Source organism: Fluctibacter halophilus (assembly GCF_020687825.1).
In the GTDB taxonomy this organism is placed as follows: Bacteria; Pseudomonadota; Gammaproteobacteria; order Enterobacterales; family Alteromonadaceae; genus Fluctibacter; species Fluctibacter halophilus.
Genome location: NZ_JAJEWP010000004.1, coordinates 119,033 through 139,279, shown reverse-complemented (window position 1 = coordinate 139,279; position 20,247 = coordinate 119,033). Strand labels below are relative to the sequence as shown.

The following is a 20,247-nucleotide window of genomic DNA, read 5'->3' as shown; positions in this document are numbered from 1 at the left end:
CCAGTGAGCTTGGCACACTCAGCTGGTCATACCAGATGGAGATCACTCACATGGCCAATAAGAATCCCTTGCGCGCGTTTGTTGACAAGGTCAATACCTACCCGGATTGGCTCAGCCGCCGCTTAATCACCTGGATGTTTCGTCATAAGGTCAAATTGGCCGGCACCGTCAGTCTCGACATTCTGGGCACCGATGGCAAGCAAGTCACTTATCGGCAGCGCAATATCAAAAAAGCGCAGAACCACATTGGTGGTGTGCATGCCGCAGCTACTGCGCTACTGGCCGAGTCCGCCAGTGGCTTCATTGTTGGCATAAACCTGCCCGGCGACAAACTGCCGCTGATCAAAACCATGCATCTCGATTACATCAAGCGTGCGACCGGTGATATTACCGTTACCGCATCGTTGACCGATGAACAGATTGCCCTGATGCAGTCACAGGACAAAGGGGATGTGAGTGTTGCCGTGACCATAACTGACGCGGCCAATATTGAGCCGGTCAAAGCGGAAATGATCTGGGCCTGGGTACCCAAACGGTAAGTTTTTAACCGTCTTACAATTGTCATCGTTTTTGGTTTGACAGTGTTGCAATTAGCTTCTATTACATTCGTAAACCTTGCGTGATGGGCATGCAAGGATGAATGAGAGAGCGGTGGCATGGCGACGGTTACCCGGGAATCGCTGGTCAAGCGATTGTTTAGTGATCCCAAGCATTATCCTTATGGATTTTCGCGCTCGGGCGATTTTTCCATCAACGAAAGTAAAGCCTTGAGTCAGTACGGCTGCTTGATTGCCGCGTTAGTCGACGGGGTCATTGCCCCTCAGACTGACGAAGACAAGGGCTTTATCGAGGCCGCGTTTGGTCAGCGAGAACCGCAGAGTCCGGCCGAAAAAGCCTGGGTGAAATACCAGCAGCGCATCAATCGACCTAAGCTCGGTAGCATTCATGGCAGTCGACCGGCAGAGTTGGATGTGGACAGTGATGACACCGATTCCAGCAGTGATCTTGAACTGTCCCTTGACGACGATTAGTGTGCTGAGATTGCCTGTTTGGCGGAGCATTGGTGTTCGGCTCGTAACCGGGTTTCGCCATGCACCCAGCAGGGTGTTAATGGAATGTAAATTGTCCTATTTTGCGGCCATATTTCGTTCCATTGTGTGATGTATATCCTAAAAATATTATATATGAGGATATATATCTCACTTTCCCCGTTTTTGCTGTTTTATCTTCCTAATCCCTCAGTTATAGTCGGGGCTCATCGTCGATTTTCTCACCCATTTATACCGAAGGAGGCAGGTTCGTGGAAATGATGTCAGGTGCAGCCATGGTAGTGCGTGCGCTCAAAGATGCGGGAGTTGAACATGTGTTCGGCTATCCGGGTGGAGCCGTTTTGGATATATATGATGCGCTTTTTGCCCAGGATGATGTCAAACACGTGCTCGTGCGTCATGAGCAGGCTGCTGCACACATGGCTGACGGTTACGCGCGCTCAACCGGCAAAACCGGTACGGTACTGGTGACATCAGGGCCAGGTGCAACCAATACCCTGACCGGTATTGCGACGGCCTACATGGACTCTATCCCGATGGTGATTTTGTCAGGCCAGGTGCCTTCCATGCACATTGGTGAGGATGCCTTTCAGGAAACCGATATGGTGGGTTGTTCCCGACCCATCGTAAAGCACAGTTTCCTGGTCAAACGGGCGGAAGACATTCCAACCGCGATTGCCAAGGCCTACTACATTGCTAACAGCGGACGACCGGGTCCGGTGGTGGTGGATCTGCCCAAAGACATCGTCAATATTCAGGAAAGCCATCCCTATCATTACCCTGAGCACATTCATATGCGCTCCTATAATCCGACCGTTAAAGGCCATGGAAAACAGATCCGCAAAGCGGTGGCTTTGCTGGCCAAGGCCAAACGTCCTGTGTTGTATGTTGGTGGTGGGGCCATAGCCAGTGGTGCAGATGGTCTGGTGACCGAGTTGGCTGAAATGTTAAATGCACCGGTCACCTGCACATTAATGGGATTAGGCGCTTTTTCCGGTGTTCATCCACAGTTTGTCGGCATGCTGGGCATGCATGGTACGCTGGAAGCCAATAAAACCATGCACAACGCCGATTGCATTCTGGCGCTGGGCGCCCGCTTTGACGATCGGGTGACCAACAATGTCGAAAAGTTTTGCCCTCATGCCACCATTGTGCATGTGGATATTGATCCGGCGTCAATTTCCAAAACGGTCAACGCCCACGTGCCGGTTGTCGGCAGCGTTGATACCGTGGTGACCCAAGTCATCGAACATCTGCGCAATGAGGATCTTTCCCGGCAACAGGAATTGCTGGCGGATTGGTGGAAACAGATCGAGCAATGGCGTGGACGCCAATGTTTGTCGTATCAGAAAGACAGTGAGCAGATTAAACCTCAACAGGTCATCGAAGCACTCTACAAACACACCAATGGGGATGCATTTGTCAGCTCGGACGTTGGTCAACATCAGATGTTTGCCGCGCTGTATTACCCCTTTGCCAAGCCTCGCCGCTGGATCAACTCCGGTGGTCTGGGCACCATGGGCTTCGGCTTGCCGGCTGCGATGGGCGTGCAGTTTGCTCACCCTGATGCAACATCCGTGGTGGTGACCGGAGACGGCAGCATCCAGATGAACATTCAGGAGCTCTCAACCTGCTTACAATATGATTTACCGATCAAAGTCATTTCTCTGAATAACCGTGCGTTGGGTATGGTGCGCCAATGGCAGGATATGATTTATAAAGGACGCCATTCCCACTCCTACATGGATTCCATGCCGGATTTTGTCAAACTGGCAGAAGCCTATGGTCACGTTGGGATCAAAGTTGAACATCCCGATCAGCTTGATGAAGCAATGAAGCGTTGTTTTGAACATAAAGACCGCCTGGTGTTTATGGACATTGCGATTGACCAGAATGAGCACGTGTACCCGATGCAAATTAAGTATGGGGCGATGGATGACATGAGATTGAGCAAGACGGAGCGTACCTGATGAGACGTATTATTTCAGTATTGATGGAAAATGAACCAGGGGCTTTGTCACGGATTGTTGGCTTGTTTTCGCAACGGGGATTCAATGTGGACTCCTTGTGCGTGGCGCCAACCGATGATGCTAGCCTGTCGCGATTGACAATTGTCAGCCACGGCGACGACAAGGTGATTGAACAAATTACCAAGCAGGTGAATAAACTGGTCGACGTCTTGCGTGTCACTGATCTGACCGAAGGTCAGCATGTAGAACGTGAACTGATGTTGATAAAAGTGGCTACCCGTACCGAACAGGCGCGGGCAGAAGTGAAGCGCAATGTGGACATTTTCCGGGGGCAGGTGGTCGATGTGCACGCCAACAACTATACCATCCAACTGACCGGTGCCAGCGACAAACTGGATGCCTTTTCCAGTACCATCGCGCAATATACCGATATCATCGAATCTTCACGCACCGGGGTTTGTGGTCTTGCCCGTGGTGAAAAAGCGTTGCGCCCTTAACATTCCAAAATGAAGGGGCTGTAGTAGCCCCTTTGCTGCATTTCTTTGTCGCTAGGGTTGCCAATTTGCTGATCAGTGATAGCAATCCGTTAACAAATGCACTTTTGACGGATAAATAAACAACCCATTTTGTAATAATACTACGTCATGTATAGAGTTATAATTTATATCTTTATTCCTGCATTGAATATCATAAACTCTTAAAGTGTATTAAATACAATAACTTGAATTATTTTCAGAGATGCTGAATGCGCTATTAACGTTCTGTTCAATTCTTGTTTTCAGTAATAAAACAACATTTATTATGAAATAAAATTACACTTTGTGCTGTTGATGATTGGTCAACATAACTGTGTTCACTACATGAGGTGTAATATGAAAAAGGTAATGCTTCCTACTGCAATGCTGGCACTGGGTTTGACACTAAGCGTTCAGGCAAGTGTCCAAGACAATAACATAAAATACGTTGGCGATACGCACTATGCCGGTTTCTGCAAAGCGGTCGTGACCGACAACGTGGTGCTGTTCAAACGGGCAATCAATCGTTTTGTTGGTACCTTGGGTGGCAGCCAGAAAGATGTACTGCAGCGAGTTCTGGAAAACAACAGTGTGACCTGTGCCGGTGAAGGTCTGAAGGACTTCAGTAACCAGCGTAATGCAATGCAGGTCGCTGCGTTTATTGAAAAAGCAGGCGCGTAACTGTGCCGGTAACGCGAGTGGGCGTCTGATGTAACCTATTGACGCCCACTTCTGTTTTGCGCCGTATTACCCAGCGTATCAGGATTGCGGGCCTGCCGTTAATAACGCGGCCATGCCGTGATTAAAGTGGCGCATCCATTGCGGACAGAACTGCCCCTCTGCAACCTTGTTAATTTCTACTACTGCGCGTTTTTTCGGTCGCTTCACATGACCGGTGTGTGCCCGTTCATGGGTCAGTGCGTCAAAGGTGTCCAGAATCGCCAGCAATTTGGCACCGTCACAAATATCAGCATCTTTCAGCCCCAGCGGATAGCCTGAACCATCAATGCGCTCGTGATGCTGCATGACGATTTTTCTTGCATCATTCCATTGGTCCAGATGTTCCAGTAGCCGCGCGCTCTTATACACATGGGAACGCATCAGGTTGAATTCCTGATCGTCAAGCTTACCGCGCTTGTGCAGGACTTTGAGGGGCATAAATGCCATGCCAAAATCATGCACATAGCAGGCAACAGCGAGCTGGTCTTCATCAATGGGTGAACCCGCCAGTTGATTGATGTAGAACGCCAATTTGGCAATCCTATCTCCCCGGCCTTCCCAGTACATAGAGCGACGCTCGATGGGCTTCATCAGTTCACGAAAAAACAGCACATCAATTTGTTTCTCTTTGCTGATCCCCTTGGGGATACCGGTATTCGCCAGGGTCACCGTGCGTGATGCTTTGGCATCGGCGACGATGTCTTGGGCGGAAGCCTGAGGGGTCTGATCCAATTTCGGATCCAGCAATAGTACTGCTTCAGCGAGCAGTTTTTCATGCTGGCTGACATTCTCCGGCGTGATCCGTGAGATGTGCGTAACCAATTGGGTGTACAGTGCTTCATCATACTGGGCTTCGCCCGACTTAATGCAGCTCTCAACAAACAGTTTGACCCTGTCCATGGTCAGTAACACTAAGTCACTCATGGTGCTGGTATACTGGATCTGCCCTTTACGCAGGAAGTCGAGCAAGTCCTCGACATGCTGCAGTAACGGGATCATCGGCGTGAAACTGACCAATCCCAAATCGCCCTTAATGGTGTGGACCGAGCGGAACAAAGCACGCTGCAATTCATTGTCCTGAGGGCGTAGTTCAAGTTCTATCAGGGTCTGTTCACTGGCTTCATAGAGTTCGTTGATTTCTTCCAGCAGGTCGTTGAGGATATCGTCATCAAGATCTTCGTGTCGAAATGTCTGCATCGGGTCAATGTGCCTCGGTATGGTCTGTCAATAGTAGGGGTATCGGCAAAAAATCCGTCAACGCCACTACCTTGTTGTCTTCGTTAAGTACAGCATGGAACGCGAATATTGACCATAGCCGCAAGGTCAATTTCCTAGTTTAGTATAGTCAGCAGAACACCTTGGGGGAGAGATTCACGGTTGCCACTTCATGCTTGCCTGTGCAGTCCTCTGACGAGTCTGCAGAAGACCTGCGCTTTCGCGCCAAAGACGGTATACTCGCGACCTTTAATTGTGCCCAAATGGAAGTGTAAGTCTTGATTGCATGTGTTCGGCTGTTGGTTCTTTTGCCGTATTTTTTGTTCATCAATGTATTGGTGTTGTTGGTCTGTGTGGCGCGGCCTTTTCATCGTAATAATGTCCACCTTGCTGGCAAACTGTATTCTTCAATGTCGCGTATTTTCGGATTAAAGCTGGATATTCGTGTGCCGACATCCGTTAAACGGCAAGGGCCGTTTATTTATGTGGGTAATCACCAGAACAGTTTTGATCTCATCACAGTCTGCGGGGCTGCTCAGCCGGGTACTGTGACGGTTGGTAAGAAAAGTTTGATTTGGATCCCGGTGTTTGGTTGGGTTTACTGGCTGTCTGGCAATATCCTGATTGACCGCAATAATACCGGTCGTGCCCGGGATACTATACTTGCTGCAGCGGCCAAGGTGCGTAAACGCCGTCTATCTGTGTGGCTGTTTCCTGAAGGGACCCGCAGCTATGGGCGCGGATTGCTACCGTTTAAAACCGGCGCATTCCGCCTTGCCAAGAGCACTAACGAGCCGGTCGTGATGGTCTGCGCAAGCAACCTGCACAATAAAATTAAGCTGAATCGTTGGGACAATGGTACGTTGATCATCTCGCTGAGTGATCCCGTTACCCTGGATGACAGCCGTTCAACCAAAGAATGGGCTCAGTGGTTTCGTGAGCAAATGAAACAGACCATTGAACAACTGGACAAAGAAGTCGCGCAGCATGATGTCAGCCTGCTGCGTGCTACAGAGGAACAAAAATGAGTGCACAGCAAGAATTGCAGGAGTGGTACGGATTTAATCTGGAAACCGTTGAGGCGCTGCACAGTGATGGCAGCAACCCGGAAGCCGCGCATACCATCGAGTATCACTTTGCCGGACAAGACTTTGACCTGCTCGAAAAGGCCGCTGTGGATGCGTTTAAAGCCGGGTTTGAAGTAACGGACGCCGAAGAGTTGATCCTCGATGACGGTGGCACTATTTTTTGTTTCGATGCCATCGCCGAACGTAAACTGGATGTCAGCCTGATCAACCAGGACACCGACAAATTGCTGGCCATCGCGAACAAGCATGGCGTGCATTACGATGGCTGGGGCACCTACTTTATCGAGTAGCGCTCGCTTCTGCGCTCGCAAACATCCAGCGTAACGGGACATCCAATCGGGCTGCCCAGGCCTGCTCACTGTGATTTGCCCCTGCAAAATATCGGCTGGTCCACTGGGTGGCAGGGATGTCATTTGCCTGCAGCAGGTTATCGATGCGTTGTTGCAAAGGCGGATACCAGGCATCTATGGTCTCGTCACCATAATCAAAGTAAAGGCGCTTATCTTTGAGTGTTGGCAGATGTGCCTGCAGATAGGTATAGAACGCGTCAAAGGCCGGGTGTTGTGGCTGCATTGCGCCTGGCCAGTGGGTCGACATGCAAATGGCACCGCCAAAGCTATCCGGATAGCGGGTCAGGGTATACCAGCTGATCAATCCCCCCATGCTGGAACCGGCCAAAATGCGCGACGAAGGTGCAGTATTGACGGCATAATGTTGCTCAATGTAAGGCAGCACATCCTTAACCAGATAGGTTGCATAAGCGTCCGAATACACCGGCTGCGCAAACAACGGCACGTTTTCGTCCCGTTGCACGTCGTACAAGGCCTGTTGGGTGTCGACGGTCAGGCTCATAAAGGGTTGCTGGGGAAAGTACTCCGCGTGTCGGGCAGCGCCTGCATTGGGGACCGCGACGACAATGAACGGTCTGACGTGGCCTGCGTCAATCAGCTGACCGGCCACCTCATCGACCTGCCATTCCTGGTTGTTCCAGGTTAGCCGGGCGTCAAACAGCATGTCGCCATCATGCATGATCAGTACATCGTGTTGACGTTTTCCGTCGTACGTTGACGGTAGCCAGACATCAATCGTTCGCTCTGGGACGCCGTGCGCAGGAACATCGTTGTGGCGTACCAGTCGCCCGCTACTGACGTGCGGTAATGTGCTCGCCGAAACTGCGCCTATGGCAGCGCATAGAAAAAGGGCAGGGAACCAGCGCCGGTGTTTCATGATGTTCTCTTTGCCAACATAGTACTCGTGGAGTATTCAGCATAATCCGACAAACCGTAGCGTCAAGCTGCAAACACTGCGAACAGGAGCGTCAATGTCAGGTCGACAGATTCAGGTGGTGCCCTATGACCCCCAGTGGGTGGTTACATTTGCGCAGGAGCAACAACGTTTACTGGCCTGCATCGGTAGCAATGCGCTGCGCATTGATCACATCGGCAGTACCTCGGTCCCCGGACTGATTGCCAAGCCGGTGATTGATATGCTGGTGGAAGTGACTGATCTTGACGCGCTGGATCAATCCACCCCGGCACTGCAAGCTCTGGGATACGAGGCGAGGGGCGAATATGGCATTCCCGGGCGACGCTACTTTTGCAAAGGCGGTGCTCAGCGAACCCATCACTTGCATGCCTATGCCCGGGGCGACAATCACTTATTGCGTCACCGGCGCTTTCGCGATTATCTGATAGCCCACCCCAAGGTAATGGCCGAGTATGCACAGGTGAAGCACGCTGCTGTGCTTCAGAGCAATGGCCGCTCCTCGCTGTATCAGGCGCTCAAGGAGGACTTTATCGCACGCCATGAGGCCCTGTCACTGGCGTGGCATGGTAGTTAGGCCCGCAATTACATTTAGGTTGCCTTCAGGATAGATTCATCTGCGCCCTCCAATACTGTGATCACAGTCAATAGTAAGTAATGGAGAAGCCGATGAGAGCATGGATAGTTGGGGCATTACTGCTCATGAGTTTCAGTGCACTGGCACAAGAGCGCGTTTCCCAGTCCAGTGAACGTCAAGGGGACGTGACTCTGGGCAGTGCCAAAACCAAGACATCAGATGCACGACCCAAGCAGGGGCAAGCCGGCGCTCGCTCGGCGGCTTCCATTCCCCGCGAGCAACGGGACGATACCAATGTCGATTTTTGGATCTATGACGCCTGGGTGACACTCCAGCGTGATAGTGATGCCGACGGCTATTACTCGACCTTTGCGTTGGAGTTTGATGCCGACACCTATTTTTCACACGCGGATGTCTACGCGCGGCTGTACCTCAGTCGTGGCGATGTGTTTGAGGAATACCACACCACCAGTGTGTTTTCTTTGTATGGCGAGAGCAGCGATGACACGCTGATCGTTGAGAGTGACTTGATCACCGGGTTCTCTCCCGATGACTATGAACTGTTGATCGAACTGTACGATGCGTATGACGATTCACTGGTGGCCATTTATGACGGTTACAGCGATGTGGATTTGACCTACCTGCCGCTGGAAGCGCAGAGCTATGAAAAAACCGAGCAGGTTGTGATCGTTACCGAACATGGCGGAGCCGCGGGTTTACTGACGCTGTTAATGGTGCCTTTACTAATGAGACGGGTGAAGCGCCGGGCGTGAGTATTGGGGGGCTTTGGCCTCCCTTTTTTTTACCCTTTGACCGATTTAATCAACCGCGAAGACGGCAGCTGCTTAGCATTTTACGACGCGATTGCGGCCTTCCTGCTTGGCCAGATACAGCGCGTCATCGGCTTGTTTTATTAGCTCAGCTGGGGTGACAGTGTCAAGCCCGGTAAAGCGGTAGGTGATGACTCCGATGCTCATGGTGACAGCATCGTTGATGGTGCTTTTGGGGTGAGGGATGTGCGCCTGTTCCACGCTGGCACGCACTTCCTCGGCCCTGCGATAGCCGCCATCAGCGTCGGTATCCGGTAATATAGCAACAAATTCTTCGCCGCCAATGCGGGCCACAAAGTCAGATCCCCGTTGCAGGTGTGCCCGCATGATAGTGGCCAGTTTCTTCAGGCACTCATCTCCCTGCAAGTGACCAAAATGATCGTTATAAGCTTTGAAATAGTCAACGTCCATGGCCAGGATCGTGACCGCCCAATTGTGACGGCGAGCCAACTCCAGGGTATGGGCAAACTGGTTGTTAAACGCACGGCGATTGGCAAGGCCGGTCAGGCTGTCTGACAAGGACAGTTCTTCCAGGATCCGGTTTTGAGATTCGATGGTGCGGGCAAATTGTTCAAAGGTCGCATCGATGTCAGTGATCTCATCGTTGCCCGACAATTGTGTTTCCCGCCCCCTGCCATCCATGCGAACCGTCACTCGACGATTCAGGGTGCGTAATCTGTCAACGACCTGTACCTGGAGGTAATACAACAATCCGAGCATGAGTACGATGGCGACGATGGCGATGATGCCGACGCGCTGAATTTGTTCTTTAACCTGAGTCTGCGCGTACGCCGATTGTTGTACGATTGAGCGGTTGGTCTGCTCTGATTGGAATTCTGCCAGGCCGACGTAATCCAGAATAAGGTTGCGGACAAAATTGCCGCGACCGGTGGTGCGTCCGTTGAGTTTGAGTTGCTCGATGCGCAGTCCGATAACGCCGGTGTCGCTGTTCATTTCCTGTTCTGCAGTGAGCAGAAAATTCATTGTCAGTTCGCGCCAACGTGGCGACAAGATGGCCTGTTGCTCTCTCATCTGCTGGGCTTGCACACTGATCTGCTCTGACAGTTGCCGCAGTGGCAACAAGCGCTTGAAATCTTCCAGTCGCTGGATGTCCTCCAGCAGGGTCATTAACGACAGTGACCAGCGCAACTCCGCATTGGTTAATGCGGTTTCTTGGCTGAGTAATTCAACCAGTTCATCTTCGGTTTCGCTGAGTGAGTGAAGCCGTTCCTGTAACCGATTGGCCATGTCCAATCGCCGCTCGACCAGACTGTTGAGTTCACTCAATTCCAGTGTCAGTGCGGCCAGTTGGGTGCGCAGGAAAGGATCGGCTCTTTCTGCATTGGCTAACACATGCAGTTGCTCAAGCTGCTGATTGATCTGTCGCCACGACAACTTTCTGGCAACGTCGGTGTCGGCATTGGCCATGGCTTCCGATAAGTAGGTCAGGGTATTGACCTCACTGTATATCTGACTGGTCAGTGTGACGGCGGGAATAGAATCCTGGGAAATACGCGTCAGCAGATCCCTGAAATCAAACAAGCGAGAGAACGCTAACAGAATGATCAACAAAAACAGGGCAAGGATGGCCAGAAAGGATCCGGTCAGAATGCGGCTTAACGGCAGCCGGGCCTGTTTTCGTGCGGTGTTATTTGTCTCACTCATCAGCAACCCCATGCAAATCCAAAACACGTTGCTGCTTGTTGAATCGAACAGACTTCTGACTGCGAATGGCATTGATGATCAGTTGTGACAGAAGGGGCGACAGACGGGTCGGATTGTCCAGCGACGAGGCGGTTTGCAACATGTCAAAGCCGTCCCCACCGTTGGCGATGTAGTCTGTTGTGACCAATTTGTACTGACGATCTGCGACAATCGGCTGGCCTTGATGAGTAACACTGACCAGACGTTCGAACGGTGCTCTTTGACTGTCATAGCGTATGGTAAGCCCTGAGGTATGGGGAAACCGGCCCTTCAGATCTTCGACTTCTGATAAACCCGATTCCAGCGCTTGTAACAGTTGCTGACCGGAGACCTGCAGCGTGCGCAACCGGCTTCTGAACGGCAATGCATTGAGAATGTCGCGGCGGACCAGTGTGTGCCCAGCGGGCAATACATTGTCACTGCGGATAACCCCACCATTGATCAGGGCAATATCGGCATTGCTGTAGTCCCGCATGGTATCAGTGATGTAGTTGGCAAACCCATTTTCGGTACTTCTGACATGATCCCGTTGGGTGTCCATGTCCGACATCAGCACGCCGATCGCCTGGTTGAGTAGCCTGTCGATGCGATGGGCGTAGGCCAGAGTCTGCTCCTCAACGTCCGGTGCCGGCGTGAAGTCTGAAAGGGGGAAAGTACGCCAGTTAACGTTGGGGGGCCGACGCTTTTCACTGTCGAGATGCACGGTAATATCGGCCAGTTGTGCCGGTTGGTCAAAGTACACCACGTTGGGATGAAACACTTCTTCCGCCTGGGTTTCAAAGTCGAAATCGGAGTCGATTAACAGGGCAAGATCCACCAAACCCTGCTCAATCAGAGAGGGAACAAAGGCATAATAGTCGGTGTAGAGCAATACCAGGATGTCGACCTTGTCGCGCAGTTGCTTGGCGAGGTGCGTGATTTGTTGCTCCGGTGGCAACACGTCAACCCGCGACAACAAGTATTCTTCTTTGACATTCGGGTCGATGACGGAGAGCACACCTATGGTCACGTCCTGCTTGGTAATGACCACAACGGGATTCAGCCCGGCCAGGCTGTCACCGGTGGCATTGTCAATAATGTTGCTTGCTACCAGGGGAAACGCGGCTTCATAGGCACGTAATGACAATTCTTCTTCAAAGTAACTGAATTCCCGTTTGGAAATGCCCATGGCATCCGGCTCCAGGCTATTCAGTACGTCGATGATGTGTGAGCCTCTGTCAAATGCCGACATGGGCGAGGGACCGAGGCTGCCACCGCCGAAAATAAAAAAATTGGCGACCTGGCTGTCGTTGCGCATCTGATTCACGGCACTGGCGAGGTTGGCGTAGTCCCCTTGTTTGGGTTGATGTACCAAGGGCAGGCTGGCAGCAAAAATCATCCGCACCGGCGCAGGAGAGGATTGTTGCGCCAGACTCGCCAGCGATAGCAGGCTGAGCAGCGCAATGATCAGGTGGCTTTGCCATGTGCACAGACGACGATTCATGGGGATGCTTTTTGTGACCGTGCACTGAGTATTGCCCAACAGCCACTATTGAACAAGCCGACAAACGTCTAATTTTAAAACGAAAATGCCGCCAACAGTGGCGGCATTATGAACCTGACGTCAGTTACAAATCCTCAATGGTTTGCTGCTGAGCGCGCAGTTTTTCCATCTGGATACGGAAATCGTCAAGCTTAGCCTTTTCCTTGTCAATGACGTCGGCAGGGGCTTTGCTGACGAAGTTCTCATTGTTGAGTTTTCCTTCGGTGCGGGCGAAATCTTTTTCGACCTTTTCCAGCGCTTTACGGATCCGAGCCAGTTCCGCGTCTTTGTCGATCAAGCCGGCCATTGGGATCAGTATTTCCATTTCGCCCACCAACGCGGTTGCGCTCGCGGGGGCCTGTTCGTCACTGCCGAGAACCTTGATGTCTTCCACTTTAGCCAGTTTGGCCAGGAACGCTTCACTCAGTGTGAGACGACGTGTGTCCTCATTCGATACATTGCGCAGCATCACCGACAACGGTTTGTTGGGTGAAATGTCCATTTCGCCACGAATGTTGCGAATTCCGACGATGAAGCTCTTGACCCACTCCATGTCGCTGCGCACGGCGGCGTCTTTGTACTGATTGTCGACCACCGGGTAGGACTGAACCATAATACTGTCTGCATCGATACCACACAGCGGAGCAACCCGTTGCCAAATCTCTTCAGTGATAAACGGCATGAACGGGTGCATCAGGCGTAACAGACTTTCCAGTACATTGACCAGGGTGTGTCGTGTACCGCGTTTTTCAGCGTCTGTGCTGGTTTCAGCGTTCAGCACCGGTTTGCTCAGTTCCAGGTACCAGTCACAGAACTGGTTCCAGGTAAATTCATACATTGCCTGGGCGGCCAGGTCGAATCGATAGGTGTTAATGGCTTGTTCAACCTGTTCCAGGGTGTTCTGAAACTCCGCCCAAATCCAGCGGTCAGCCAGACTCAGGGTCATGTCTCCACCGTTGGCACCGGTATCTTGCTGTTCGGTGTTCATCAGCACAAACCGTGATGCATTCCACAGCTTGTTACAGAAGTTGCGGTAACCCTCAACCCGGTTCATGTCGAAATTGATGTCACGACTGGTGGATGCCATGGCCGTAAACGTAAAACGCAAAGCGTCAGTGCCATAGGCAGCAATGCCATCGGGGAACTGCTTGCGCGTGCGTTTGGCGATCTTTTCCGCCAATTGGGGCTGCATCATACCGCCGGTGCGCTTTTCAACCAGGGCGTCCAATTCTATACCGTCAATCAGATCGATAGGGTCCAGTACGTTTCCTTTGGACTTCGACATCTTGTCGCCCTGCTCATCACGGATAAGGCCGGTGATGTAGATTTCCTTGAACGGAATTTTGCCGGTGAACTTCTTGGTCATCATGATCATACGTGCGACCCAGAAGAAGATGATGTCAAAACCCGTTACCAGTACTGAACTGGGCACAAAGGTTTCCAGCTCCGGGGTTTGCTTCGGCCACCCCATGGTCGCAAAAGGCCACAGTGCCGATGAGAACCAGGTATCCAGCACGTCTTCATCCTGGCGCAAGGCAATGTCGTCGGCCAGGTTGTATTTGTTGCGTACCTCGGCCTCATCACGCCCTACGTAAACGTTTTCCTGATCGTCGTACCATGCGGGGATACGGTGTCCCCACCACAGCTGACGGGAAATACACCAATCCTGAATGTTGTACATCCACTGGTAGTAGGTTTTGCTCCAGTTTTCCGGCACAAAGCGAATTTCACCACTTTCGACTGCCTCGATGGCCGGTTTAGCCAGTGATTCGACAGCCACGTACCATTGGTTGGTCAGGTAAGGCTCAATCACCGCGCCGGTGCGATCGCCGCGGGGAACTTTGAGCTTGTGGGCATCCACTTTAACCAGCAGACCCTGTGCATCGAGATCGGCAACGATTTGTTTACGGGCATCGAAACGGTCCATGCCACGGTAGGCTTCAGGCACTGAGTCGTTGAGTTTGGCATCCGCCGTGAACACGTTGATCATGTCCAGGTTGTGACGCTTGCCAATGTCATAATCGTTGAAATCGTGTGCTGGGGTGATCTTCACACACCCGGTACCAAATTCCGGATCAACATAGTCATCGGCAATGATGTCGATCAAGCGGCCGGTTAGCGGCAGTTTGATTTGCTGACCAATCAGGTGTTGATAACGTTCATCATCGGGATGCACAGCCACCGCAGTATCACCCAACATGGTTTCGGGTCGGGTGGTCGCAACGATCAGCTCACCAGAACCATCCGCCAGCGGATAGCGCATGTGCCACATGTGACCGTCTTCTTCTTCGTTCAGTACTTCCAGGTCGGAGACCGCGGTGTGCAGCACCGGATCCCAGTTGACCAGACGCTTACCGCGATAAATTAGACCATCTTCATGCAGCTTAACAAACACTTCACGCACAGCGTCAGACAGGTCATCGTCCATGGTGAACGCTTCACGCTCCCAGTCAGGTGATGTACCCAAACGACGCATTTGTTGGGTAATGGTGCCACCGGAGTGTTCCTTCCATTCCCAGATTTTATCCACGAACGCCTCACGGCCCAAATCGTGACGGGTTTTACCCTGGGCATTGAGCTGGCGCTCAACCACCATTTGCGTCGCGATACCGGCGTGATCGGTGCCGCATTGCCACAGGGTGTTGTCACCTTGCATGCGATGATAACGTGTCAGGGCATCCATAATGGTGTGCTGGAACGCATGTCCCATATGCAGGCTGCCGGTCACATTGGGTGGTGGCAACAAAATACAATACGGGTCACCTTCACCGGAGGCTTTGAAATAGCCGTTTGATTCCCAGTGTTGGTAGCGTTGCTGTTCAATGTTCTGCGGGTTAAAGGTCTTATCCATGTTGTTTCTCTGTAATACTGCTGGCGGGCTGGGTCTCTAATGAATACCCTGCCGCGCGAAATGCTTTATAACGTTCTCGGGCCGACTGCTTGGCGGCTTCATCGGCTGGTACAAAGTCGATGAGCTGGCGATAACGCTCAACGTCAGCCGGGATTTGCCCTGAGAGGTTTATGAGAGTGTGGCGATTTGGCCGGGCGGGCGCTTGCCAGGCAATTTCCACCGGCGCACCTTTGGCAGGGCCTTCGCCACTCAGGTTGTGAGCCACAAACCGTTCAGCGGGAAACTGCCACAGCAATTCGTCGACCGCTTCGGCCTGTTGTTGGCTCTCACACAGCACCAGGCACCATTGGCGCTTGCTCGACAGCTCGGCAGCCACATGGCAGGCGGTCAGCCAATGGGCGGGCACATCCGATGGTTCGCCCTGGTCGTGGAGATAGAACGTGATGTTAGGCATCAATCTTCTGCTTCGATACCTGCACGGTTCATCAGGAACTGGGACAGCATAGGAACAGGACGACCGGTCGAGCCTTTGTTGGCACCACCCACCCATGCCGTGCCGGCGATGTCCATGTGTGCCCAGTTGTACTTTTTAGTGAACCGGGACAGGAAACAGGCGGCGGTGATGGTGCCCGCGGCGCGTCCGCCCAGGTTGGCCATGTCGGCAAAGGGGCTTTCAATCTGTTCCTGATACTCGTCCCATAAAGGCAAGCGCCAGGCCTTGTCACCACTTTGCTCGGAGGCATTGAGCAGCTCATGGGCCAATGGGTTGTGTGAACTCATGACACCGGTGGCGTGTTTACCCAACGCAACCACACAGGCGCCGGTCAGGGTCGCAACATCGATCACCGTGTCCGGCTCGAAGTGCTCCACGTAGGTCAGCGCATCACACAATACCAAGCGTCCTTCAGCGTCTGTGTTGAGCACTTCAACCGTTTGACCGCTCATGGTGGTCAGGATATCGCCCGGACGATACGCGTTGGCATCCGGCATGTTTTCACAACCGGCCAGCACGCCGATGATGTTGATGGGCAGATTCAGTGCCGCAACGGTGTGCATTGCACCCAATACACCCGCGGCACCTCCCATGTCGTACTTCATTTCGTCCATCGCTTCGGACGGTTTGATGGAGATACCACCCGAATCAAAGGTAAGGCCCTTACCGACCAAAACGATCGGTGCCTGGGAAGCCGGGCCGCCACGGTGGTTGATAATGGTCATGATGGACTCGTTGTGTGAACCCCGACCAACCGCCAGATAGGAGTTCATCCCCAGCGCCTGCATGTCTTTCTCGCCAACAGCTTCAACGCTCAGGCTGTCATACTCTTCAGCCAGTGCTTCGGCCTGGCTCAGCAAATACGCAGGGTTGCAGATGTTGGGCGGCATGTTAGCGACGTCTTTACAGGTACGGCTGCCTTTGGCAACGGCAAGGCCATGTTCAACGGCACGCTCACCGGTGGTTAACTCGCGACGGGTTGAAACATTAAATACCAGTTTGCGCAACGGGCGACGGGCCTCGTCTTTTTTGGTTTTCAACTGGGTGAAGGAATAAAGACTGTCTTCGGTCGCTTCGACAGCCTGACGGACTTTCCAGTAGGTGTCGCGACCTTTAACGTGCAATTCAGTCAGAAAACAAACGGCTTCCATTGAACCCGTCTCATTCAGGTTTTTGATGGTCTTGGCAATGATTTGTTTGTACTGGCGTTCATCCAGCTCACGTTCTTTGCCGCAACCGACCAGTAGCACGCGTTCACTGAGGATGTTGGGAACATGGTGCAGCAATAGCATCTGGCCGGGTTTACCTTCAAGATCACCGCGACGCAACAGGTTGCTGATGTAACCGCCACTGATTTCGTCCAGTTGTTCTGCCACGGCAGTCAAGCGGCGAGGTTCAAATACCCCGACGACGATACAGGCGCTACGTTGTTTCTCAGGGCTACCGCTTTTGACGCTAAATTCCATTCCCAATCCTCGTATCACAGTTACCGCTGACGACGGACTAGCGTACACAGGGATTTGCAAGGGCCCGCCGGACAGAGATAATATGAAAGTTAACTGCTCTTTGAAGGCTTAAAAAAAGCCGGAGTAGTAAATAAAACTTGTGAAAACGTTAAGTTTACTTAAAATTTCCCATCATGCCACTAAAAAAGTGACTTTTCTGCCGGGCTCAATGTGCTGATATTCCGCTATTTACTCAAAGAAACCCTCAAATCCCAGCTTGCCGTTTTTCTGGTATTGATGGCCATATTTATCACCCATCGGTTTGTACGGGTGCTGGCTGATGCCTCCGACGGTGAAATTCCCGCCAGCCTGGTGATGGGATTTCTGGCCCTCAGTACGCCCTATCTGGCGTCGTTGATTTTACCGCTGAGTTTGTTTCTCGGCATTATGCTGGCCCATGGGCGATTGTACGTTGACAGTGAAATGACGGTGATGCGCGCTTGCGGGATCAGCGAATGGTACGTGACCCGGGTGATGCTGGCACTGGCGGCTCTGATGGCGGTGGTGACGGCGGTGCTGACGTTGTGGTTGGCGCCGTTGTCACAGGAAAGTGAAACGCAACTTGAAGAGCAGGCGGGGGCTGAAACAGGCTTGTCGGCGCTGATTGCCGGCCGTTTTCAGGAAACCGGCAATCAGAAAGCGGTTATTTTTGTGCATGAGATAGGGACCGGCGAGTCACGGTTGCAGAAAGTGTTTCTTGCCCAACACGAGCGTGACGATGCCACTGGGGTGCATATCGTTTACTCACAGCAAGGGGATGTGCAGAGTGGTCCCGATGGCACTCAGCAGCTCCTGCTACAGCAAGGTGTGCAGTACGAAGGAGAACAGGGGTCGCTGGACTATCAGGTCGTCGAGTTCGAAGAATATCAGGTTCAGATCGGTGAGCAGCAAGCCGAGCAGAAGCGGCGTAAATTGACCGCATACTCAACCCAGGCGCTGCTTGAAGATGATTCACTGGATGCGATTGCCGAGTTGCAATGGCGTCTGGCCATCCCGCTATCGTTACCGTTTCTGGTGCTGATAGCGGTGCCACTGAGTGCCGTTGATCCCCGTCAGGGGCGGTTTGGTAAAATGTTCCCGGCGCTGTTGCTGTACCTCGGCTATTTCATGTTGCTGATGGCCGGACGCAAAGTGCTCGAAGACGGCAAGTTGCCACCGTCACTCGGTCTGTGGTGGGTACATGGGGTGATGTTACTGATCGGGTCTGGCTTGGTGATCCGCGGCCGAAGTGTCGGGGTCAGGGTCAGAGCCATGTTCGGAGGCCGCCATGTTTAAGATCCTTGACCTCTACATTGCGCGCACATTGCTGCGCACCACGGCTGTGAGTTTGTTGGTGCTGGTGGGACTCAGTGCCCTGATCAAATTCATTGAACAAATGAAGTACGTCGGGCAGGGCAGCTATGACATGACCACCGCCGGTGTTTATGTGTTACTCAGCCTGCCCCGTGAGATCGAGCAGTTCTTTCCGATGGCCACCATGCTGGGTGGTCTGATTGGGATGGGGATCCTGGCCAGCAACAGTGAGCTGGTGGTGATGCAGTCGGCGGGGCAGTCCCGCTGGGATATTGTACGTTCAGCGATGAAGTCGGCGTTGGTAATGGTATTGCTGGTGATGGCGGTGGGCGAATGGGTCGCTCCAGTGAGTGAAACCAAGGCCAAAGAGATCAGAACCCAGGCCATTTCCGGCGGTAGTTTGTTTTCCAGTCAGCAACTGGTCTGGGCTAAAGACGGCAACAACTTTGTGAGCATAGGCGAGGTAAGTACTCACTCCGAATTGCGCGATGTGACCATTTATGAGTTCGATGAGGAGTTGATCCTGCGCCAGATCACTTATGCCCGACAAGCGGAATTTGCCGGCCAGCACTGGCGTTTGTCCGATGTCGCATACACCTTTATCGGTGCCGAGCAGATCCGGGGTGAAAATGTCGAGCAAGGCATTTGGCAATCTACCCTTACGCCGGACAAACTGGGGGTTGTTACCATCAAACCTGAAGCGCTGTCGGTACAGGGACTACTGGACTATATCCGCTATCTGGAAAATAACAGCCAGGATGCAGATCGCTACAACCTGGCATTGTGGCGTAAGGTTTTGCAGCCGGTATCGGTAGCGGTCATGTTGCTGATGGCATTGTCCTTTGTGTTTGGTCCGCTGCGCAGCGTTACCATGGGCGCCAGGATCATTATGGGCGTGATGGCAGGCTTCGCCTTTTTTATCAGCAATGAAGTGTTCGGCTCCATGAGCCTGGTTTATCAACTGCCGCCGGCCCTGGGCGCCGTACTTCCCAGTCTGGTGTTTGCCAGTATCGCCGGGGTATTGCTCAGGCGCTGAACGCCAACCAAGGTGTCATAAATCTTTCCATGCGCGGTGATGGTTGGCGTCTTTGGTCAGCACGCACATTTGTGTCTTGGCAATGTGATCCTGCAGTCCCTGACGATGTTTGACATCAAACAGTACCAGCAGGGTTCCGAGTCCTCCCAGTGAGGACAGCAGGCGTACAATCACCCGACCATAGCCAAGTGGCGCGTCAGACGTGCTGAACAGCCGCAGGCGCCACGCACGCATGCCGATGGTTTGGCCACCATGTCGCCAGAAATACACATAGAAGCCAACCATCCACAGCCCTACCCAGACCTGGATCACTGTGGTGTAAAGGGAAGAATGCTGGATCGCTTCGCTGGCATGGGAGTATCCAGACATGCTGACGACACCATTTTCCATCAGCAAAATCAGCACAACGATGGCGACCATGGCAGCACACATGCCGATGGCGATGGCCACCAGTGCATCGTAAATCATGGCCGCGACCCGGCGAATGAAAGTAGCACGGGGATACAGGGGATCTGTTGTCATATTAATAGCAGGTAGTTGACGTCGCTGCGCAGTGTAGCAAGATGCCCATCAAGTGATAAGTGTTTGTGAAGTTGGCAGGGCACCTTCCTTTGGG

Annotated in this window: 19 protein-coding genes; 11 read left to right on the top strand and 8 right to left on the bottom strand. The window is 52.6% G+C overall.

What is annotated here, in order from left to right:
* Positions 1–50 precede the first annotated feature (50 nt).
* From LJ739_RS13815 to LJ739_RS13795, 5 genes are all read left to right on the top strand, one after another.
* Entirely contained in the window at positions 51–539 is a 489-nt protein-coding gene (locus tag LJ739_RS13815) for a DUF4442 domain-containing protein (RefSeq protein ID WP_229161383.1), read from the top strand.
* Between the two features lie 117 nt (positions 540–656).
* Positions 657–1,031 (top strand): DUF413 domain-containing protein, encoded by a 375-nt coding sequence (gene maoP, locus LJ739_RS13810; RefSeq protein ID WP_229161382.1) that lies wholly within the window; start codon positions 657–659, stop codon positions 1,029–1,031.
* A 269-nt stretch (positions 1,032–1,300) separates the two neighbouring features.
* Positions 1,301–3,019 (top strand): acetolactate synthase 3 large subunit, encoded by a 1,719-nt coding sequence (locus LJ739_RS13805; protein WP_229161381.1) that lies wholly within the window; start codon positions 1,301–1,303, stop codon positions 3,017–3,019.
* The gene (gene ilvN / locus LJ739_RS13800) at positions 3,019–3,516 is read left to right on the top strand and encodes an acetolactate synthase small subunit (RefSeq protein ID WP_229161379.1); all 498 of its coding nucleotides are present in this window, start codon (positions 3,019–3,021) and stop codon (positions 3,514–3,516) included. The genes LJ739_RS13805 and ilvN overlap by 1 nt, the downstream gene beginning before the upstream one ends.
* A gap of 375 nt (positions 3,517–3,891) precedes the next feature.
* Complete coding sequence (locus LJ739_RS13795; RefSeq protein ID WP_229161378.1) at positions 3,892–4,215, top strand: hypothetical protein; 324 nt, start codon at positions 3,892–3,894, stop codon at positions 4,213–4,215.
* Positions 4,216–4,293: 78 nt separating this feature from the next.
* On the opposite strand, the gene LJ739_RS13790 is transcribed toward LJ739_RS13795, so the two are convergent.
* A complete protein-coding gene (locus tag LJ739_RS13790; protein WP_229161377.1) occupies positions 4,294–5,451 on the bottom strand; it encodes an HD domain-containing phosphohydrolase in 1,158 nt (385 codons plus the stop codon).
* Between the two features lie 296 nt (positions 5,452–5,747).
* On the opposite strand from LJ739_RS13790, the gene LJ739_RS13785 reads away from it, so the two are divergent.
* Complete coding sequence (locus tag LJ739_RS13785; RefSeq protein WP_229161376.1) at positions 5,748–6,497, top strand: 1-acylglycerol-3-phosphate O-acyltransferase; 750 nt, start codon at positions 5,748–5,750, stop codon at positions 6,495–6,497.
* Positions 6,494–6,847, top strand: coding sequence for a ribonuclease E inhibitor RraB (gene rraB / locus LJ739_RS13780; RefSeq protein ID WP_229161375.1), 354 nt, complete (start codon positions 6,494–6,496; stop codon positions 6,845–6,847). The genes LJ739_RS13785 and rraB overlap by 4 nt, the downstream gene beginning before the upstream one ends.
* Here rraB and LJ739_RS13775 read toward each other — a convergent pair.
* Complete coding sequence (locus tag LJ739_RS13775) at positions 6,837–7,784, bottom strand: alpha/beta hydrolase (protein ID WP_229161374.1); 948 nt, start codon at positions 7,782–7,784, stop codon at positions 6,837–6,839. The two genes, rraB and LJ739_RS13775, sit on opposite strands and share 11 nt — an antisense overlap.
* Positions 7,785–7,878: 94 nt before the next feature.
* Here LJ739_RS13775 and LJ739_RS13770 point away from each other — a divergent pair, with 94 nt between their 5' ends.
* Together LJ739_RS13770 and LJ739_RS13765 are read left to right on the top strand one after the other, a co-directional pair.
* Complete coding sequence (locus LJ739_RS13770) at positions 7,879–8,397, top strand: GrpB family protein (RefSeq protein ID WP_229161372.1); 519 nt, start codon at positions 7,879–7,881, stop codon at positions 8,395–8,397.
* Between the two features lie 92 nt (positions 8,398–8,489).
* Positions 8,490–9,170 carry a choice-of-anchor H family protein gene (locus LJ739_RS13765; RefSeq protein WP_229161370.1) on the top strand — a complete coding sequence of 227 codons (681 nt, stop codon included), beginning with the start codon at positions 8,490–8,492 and terminating at the stop codon, positions 9,168–9,170.
* Between the two features lie 72 nt (positions 9,171–9,242).
* Here the strand turns inward: LJ739_RS13765 and LJ739_RS13760 are convergent, their stop codons facing one another.
* The 5 genes from LJ739_RS13760 to pepA form a co-directional block, all read right to left on the bottom strand.
* Complete coding sequence (locus LJ739_RS13760) at positions 9,243–10,892, bottom strand: diguanylate cyclase (RefSeq protein WP_229161369.1); 1,650 nt, start codon at positions 10,890–10,892, stop codon at positions 9,243–9,245.
* Positions 10,885–12,414, bottom strand: coding sequence for a bifunctional metallophosphatase/5'-nucleotidase (locus LJ739_RS13755; RefSeq protein ID WP_229161368.1), 1,530 nt, complete (start codon positions 12,412–12,414; stop codon positions 10,885–10,887). The genes LJ739_RS13760 and LJ739_RS13755 overlap by 8 nt, the downstream gene beginning before the upstream one ends.
* A gap of 124 nt (positions 12,415–12,538) precedes the next feature.
* Positions 12,539–15,304, bottom strand: a complete 2,766-nt coding sequence (locus LJ739_RS13750; protein ID WP_229161367.1) for a valine--tRNA ligase — start codon at positions 15,302–15,304, stop codon at positions 12,539–12,541.
* The gene (locus LJ739_RS13745; RefSeq protein WP_229161366.1) at positions 15,297–15,758 is read right to left on the bottom strand and encodes a DNA polymerase III subunit chi; all 462 of its coding nucleotides are present in this window, start codon (positions 15,756–15,758) and stop codon (positions 15,297–15,299) included. The genes LJ739_RS13750 and LJ739_RS13745 overlap by 8 nt, the downstream gene beginning before the upstream one ends.
* The gene (gene pepA, locus LJ739_RS13740; RefSeq protein WP_229161365.1) at positions 15,758–17,263 is read right to left on the bottom strand and encodes a leucyl aminopeptidase; all 1,506 of its coding nucleotides are present in this window, start codon (positions 17,261–17,263) and stop codon (positions 15,758–15,760) included. Before pepA ends, LJ739_RS13745 begins: the two co-directional genes overlap by 1 nt.
* A 210-nt stretch (positions 17,264–17,473) precedes the next feature.
* On the opposite strand from pepA, the gene lptF reads away from it, so the two are divergent.
* Positions 17,474–18,577: an LPS export ABC transporter permease LptF gene (gene lptF / locus LJ739_RS13735; RefSeq protein ID WP_229161364.1), complete on the top strand. Its 1,104-nt coding sequence runs from the start codon at positions 17,474–17,476 to the stop codon at positions 18,575–18,577.
* Positions 18,570–19,631: an LPS export ABC transporter permease LptG gene (lptG, locus tag LJ739_RS13730; protein WP_229161363.1), complete on the top strand. Its 1,062-nt coding sequence runs from the start codon at positions 18,570–18,572 to the stop codon at positions 19,629–19,631. The genes lptF and lptG overlap by 8 nt, the downstream gene beginning before the upstream one ends.
* A gap of 15 nt (positions 19,632–19,646) precedes the next feature.
* Here lptG and LJ739_RS13725 read toward each other — a convergent pair whose 3' ends face one another.
* Positions 19,647–20,153 (bottom strand): RDD family protein, encoded by a 507-nt coding sequence (locus LJ739_RS13725; RefSeq protein WP_229161362.1) that lies wholly within the window; start codon positions 20,151–20,153, stop codon positions 19,647–19,649.
* Positions 20,154–20,247 lie beyond the last annotated feature (94 nt).